Raw genomic sequence first — 4,901 nt, 5'->3', positions numbered from 1 at the left:
GTCGAGGTAGGCGGTGGAAACGAAGATCGTCACCCCTTCCTTCAGCATGGCGTAGAGGATGCGCCAGAAATCGCGCCGCGACACCGGATCGACGCCGTTGGTGGGCTCGTCGAGAAACAGGATTTCCGGCTTGTGGATCAGTGCGCAGGCCAGTCCGAGCTTCTGCTTCATGCCGCCGGAGAGATTGCGCGCCTGGCGCTTGCGGAACGGGGTCAGGTTGGAAAAGCCGAGCAGGCGCTGTTCCAGCGGCTCGCGCTCGCGCCGCGGCACTTCGTACAGGTCGGCGTAGAAGCGCAGGTTCTCTTCCACCGTGAGATCGCCGTACAGGCCGAAGCGCTGCGACATATAGCTGATGCGGGATTTGATCTCCTCTTCGCCGCCCTGGATGGGAAATCCCGCCACCGTGGCCGCACCTTCGCTGGCGGCGAGAATGCCGGTCAGCATGCGCATGGTGGTGGTCTTGCCGGCGCCGTCCGGCCCCACCAGGCCGAAAATTTCGCCGCGCCGCACTTCCAGGTCGAGCCCGCGCACCGCCCACATGTCGCCGAATGCGCGGCCCAGGCCGCTGGCCTCGATGGCGATATCGCTCATGCCATGTCTCCGTGCGCTGCCAGAGGGATCATTGCCCGTTCCCGCCCGCAGCCGAGATGTACACATCGCCCGGCATGCCCGGTTTGAGCGTGCCATCCTGGTTGTCGACGGTCACGTTCACCGCGAACACCAGCTTCACCCGCTCTTCCTGAGTCTGCACGTTCTTGGGCGTGAACTCCGCCTGCGACGACACATAGCTCACCCGGCCATCGAATTCGCGGTCGGGGAAGGTGTCGACCTTGATCCTGGCGGCGGCGCCCAGCCGCACCTTGCCGATCTGGTTTTCCGGGATGTAGACCCTTAGCCAGGGCCGGGAAATATCGGTGACCGTGACCACCGGGCGTCCTGCGCCCAGGGTTTCGCCCACCTCGGCGTGTTTGCGGGCAACCACGCCTTCTATCGGACTGGTCACCTGCAAGTCTTCCAGGGCGACACGGGCGGCGGCGACGGCAGCCTGCGCTTCGCCGCTTTGCGCACGCGCGGCGTTGACGGTCTCGGGGCGATAGCCGCTTTGCAGCAGCTTGAGCCGTTCCTGCGCCGCGCTCGCCTGCTGGGCTGCGACGACGGCCGCGGTGCGGTCCCTGTCGCGCCGCTGCTGGCTGGTGGCGCCGCCCTCGAAGAGCACCTCGGAACGCCGCGCCTCTTCGTCAAGGTTGACCCGGTTGGCGCGTGCCTGTTCGAACTGCGCGCGTGCTTCGGCGATTTCCGGCGCGCGGTAACCCTGCTGCAGATCCTTGAGGCGGGCCTCGGCAGCCTGTTGCGCGGCTTCCGCCTGACGCAGCCGGGCGACGGCCTCGCGATCGTCGAGCGCCGCCAGCAGGTCGCCCGCCTTGACGCGGCTGCCTTCATCCACCGGCCGCTTGGCCAGGATGCCGGGCACCCGGAAAGCGGCGGCGACTTCGGTCGCGTCCACGGTGCCCGAGGCGAACAGCGTGCTTTCGTCCGGCCGCTCCGCCCAAGGCGCGAGTTTCCACAGCACGGCGGCCGCGATACCGGCGGCGACGACCCCGCCGATGACGATCTTCCTGTTCATAGTCTTGCTCCTTGCTGGATGACGTGCGCCGCAAGGTTTTTTGCGGTGAGGCTTTGATCGGGAATAGCCGCGGCATGCGCGTTCCCGGCAGCGATGTCGGCCTCGCAAGCCGTTATGCCCTCGTGCCAGGCGAGATAGTGCGCAAGCGTGCGGGGGGCGATGGCGGATAAGGACGGTTGCATGCCGGCTTTCCCGCCGGCATCGGCGGGTCGGAAGCTGTCTGCCGCGAGTTCGCCGGTGGCGCGCAGCAGCTGCGCCTGGCTCACGGTGATGTCGTATCCAGCCTGCAGGCGATTCGCCGTAGCCGACCACAAGGCAGATTCGGCACCGAGCAGGTCGGTGATGGTGTTTTCGCCGCTGCGATAGCGCAGGGTCTCGATGCGCAGCGCTTCGCTGGCCTCGGTTTCTCCCTGGGCGGCCGCATCCAGCCTGGCTTGCGACTCGGCCAGCGCGCCAAACGCCTGTTCGACCTCGCTGGCGATACGATTGTGGGCATCTTCCTGCAGCAGGGCATTTTGCCGCTGCTCGATCCCCGCCTGTTCCACCCGGCGCTTGCGGATGTTGCCGTCGAACAGCGGCAGCGACAATTGCACGCCGATCTGCGAATCGTCGTAGCCGTTCCAGTCGCCGCCTGTGCTCTCCTGCGCCCTGGCCACCAGATCGACTTGCGGCAGCCGGTCGCCACGGGCGATGGCGGTTTTCTGCTGTGCCACCTTGCCCATGGCATCGAGCCTGAGGATATCCGGACGCTGCTGCAAGGCGCGGCTCATTGCCGCCTCAAACGAGGCCGGCAGAGCCGGTGCCGTTGCCTCCAGCGCGGACAGAACCGGGGCCGGCCCGCGCTCGCCCAGCAGGGCGGTCAGCAGCGAAAGCGCATCTTTCTCGCCCTGCGAGACCGACACCTTGTCGTAGCGTGCCTGCGACAGCTGCGTCTGCAGCCGGATCAGGTCGAGCCGCGCGGCGCGCCCTTCCCGAATGCGCAGGCCTATGTCCTTTTCCTCCCGCTGCAACACCTGGATGCGGGAGTCGATAACCCGCCCGAGCTGGCGGAAATGCAGCGCCTTGGTGTAGGTGGCCACGACATTGAACAGCAGATCCTGCCCACTGGCACGCAGTCCCTGGACCGACGCCTCGCGGCTGTGCGCGGCCAGCGCTTCGCCCGCGACCAGCTTGCCGCCGCGGTAAAGCGGCAGCGTCAGTGCCAGGCCGATGTTGGCAATATCCCGGTCCATCGGCGGGAAAACGCCGGCCTCGCGGATCGGCGTGATCAAGCTCGGATAGGCATGGCGTGTGTACGCTGCATTCAGGTCGAGCCTGGGTAAATGCTGGCCGCGGGCAATTTCCTGCTCCAGCGTCTGCCGGCTGACTTCGGCTTGCTGGCTTTTAATGGCCGGGTTGAATTGCGCGGCTCGCTCCATTGCCTCCCACAGAGGGAGCGGATCGGCGGCAAACGCCGCTTTCCAGGCGGAAAGAAGAAAGACGAACAGCAGCAACCGTGACTGGGGCTTCATAAGCGCATCCATTCTGAGTTTTGCATGAAATCCGCGTTAAATAAGTGACCAATTACTCATTATCGAGCTCAAATTGCGTTTATCAGCCATTGATTAAAGACCATGCCGTCAAGGCGATCGAAAACTGCTGCGCGCAATACGCGGGATATTCGCCGGATGCAACACCAGGATTGCGCGACGGCCGGGCGTTGGCCCGCGCTACGCACGGCTGCAGCCCGATTGATGCGCAGCGGAGCGCAAATGAAGCCTGTTTCACGGGGCTGTTCCCTGGATTGGGCGCGCCGGGGAGCGAAGCGCTTCGAGAAAAACCGGGAAAGTGCGTGCCGCCTCCGTCGCCAGCGTGCGCGCCTCCAAGGTGCGCTGGCCGCGCAAAATGGAGGTTTGCAGCACCAATCCCTGGATCATGCCAAGATACAGCGTGGCGGCAGCATGGACGTCGAGGTCGGCGCGCGCCTGCCCCTGCGTCCGGGCGTCAGCCAGCAGCGTCGCGATTTTCGCCTCGTAATCCAGCATGGTCTCGGTTACCAGCCGCCGCAGTACGGTACTGCGGCCATGCAGATGCTCCGATGTCAGAATGCGCGGGATGACCGGATGGGCCGCGATGAACGCAATGTGTGCAAAGAACATGCGTTGCAGCGCATCCAGCGGATCATGCCCCTGTTCGGCAGCCCGTCCCAACCCACTCAGCAGGCGCTCGCGCACCCACTGCATCACTGCCAGCCAGATCGCATCCTTGCTGAGGAAATGGCGGAACACCGCATCCTGCGTTACGCCCATTGCCTGCGCTATGCCCCGAGGGGTCACTTTATCGACCCCCTGACGGGCAGCCAGATCGAGCGTCACGTGGATGATTTTTTCGCGCCGTTCGTCGGTGTCCTGCCGTTTGCGCGCAAGCTCTTCAGACATCTCCAGCCTCATTAGATAGTGACTGATAACTATCTTATTCAGGCGAACCCCTGACGTCAAGCGCCTCCTTCAGGCCGATTCAGACTTCGGGATGATCGAGACAGCTCAGCATCGCATCCGCCAGCCCGCGCATTTCGCCGACGCTGGTGACATAGGGCGGCATCACGTACACCGTGTTGCCGATCGGGCGGATGAACACGCCGTGCGTCAGCGCCATCCGGTGGAAGCGCGTGGCGAAACCGGGGCCGGCGCCCGCCACGTCGAACGCCCAGATCATGCCGCGCTGGCGGAAGTGGCGCACCCGAGGGTGAGCGGACACTTCTGTCAGCAGACCCGTAAATTCCAGCGACTTGCTGCGATTGGCGGCGACGACCTGGTCGGTCTCGAAAATGTCCAGCACCGCCAGCGCCGCCCGGCAGGCAAGCGGATTGCCGGTGTAGGAATGCGAATGCAGGAAGCCGCGCGCGGTGGCGTCGCCGTAGAAGGCGGCATAGACGGCGTCGGTCGTCAGCACCGCCGACAGCGGCAGATAGCCACCGGTGATGCCCTTCGAGAGGCAGATGAAGTCAGGCCGGACGGCCGCCTGTTCGCAGGCGAACATCGTCCCGGTGCGGCCGAAACCCACAGCGATTTCGTCGGCAATCAGGTGCACCCCATATTGATCGCACAACTCACGCGCCCGCGTCAGATAGACCGGGTGGTACATCGCCATGCCCGCCGCGCCCTGCACCAGCGGCTCGACGATGAAGGCCGCGGTTTCGTCGGCGTGTTCGGCAAGATGCGCTTCCAGCACGGACGCGCAGCGCAGCGCCCAGGCCTCGGCCGTTTCGCCCGCTTCGGCCAGCCGCGCATCGGGCGTG

At 65.3% G+C, this 4,901-nt stretch carries 5 protein-coding genes; all 5 read right to left on the bottom strand.

Going from position 1 to position 4,901, the window contains the following annotated elements; all coding sequences use genetic code 11:
• Window positions 1-591: ABC transporter ATP-binding protein (locus tag Q0L94_RS16845; protein WP_296755587.1), on the bottom strand; the 591-nt coding region annotated here is incomplete at its 3' end.
• A 28-nt stretch (window positions 592-619) separates the two neighbouring features.
• Window positions 620-1,624, bottom strand: a complete 1,005-nt coding sequence (locus Q0L94_RS16840) for an efflux RND transporter periplasmic adaptor subunit (protein ID WP_296755585.1) — start codon at window positions 1,622-1,624, stop codon at window positions 620-622.
• Window positions 1,621-3,135 (bottom strand): TolC family protein, encoded by a 1,515-nt coding sequence (locus Q0L94_RS16835; protein ID WP_296755582.1) that lies wholly within the window; start codon window positions 3,133-3,135, stop codon window positions 1,621-1,623. Before Q0L94_RS16835 ends, Q0L94_RS16840 begins: the two co-directional genes overlap by 4 nt.
• Window positions 3,136-3,387: 252 nt before the next feature.
• Complete coding sequence (locus Q0L94_RS16830; RefSeq protein ID WP_296755580.1) at window positions 3,388-4,041, bottom strand: TetR family transcriptional regulator; 654 nt, start codon at window positions 4,039-4,041, stop codon at window positions 3,388-3,390.
• A gap of 79 nt (window positions 4,042-4,120) precedes the next feature.
• A partial coding sequence (locus Q0L94_RS16825) for an aminotransferase class III-fold pyridoxal phosphate-dependent enzyme (RefSeq protein WP_296755577.1) occupies window positions 4,121-4,901 on the bottom strand: 781 nt, incomplete at its 5' end.

The sequence above is a fragment of the Thiobacillus sp. genome (genome assembly GCF_024708915.1).
This window is presented reverse-complemented; position numbering and strand designations above follow the sequence as displayed.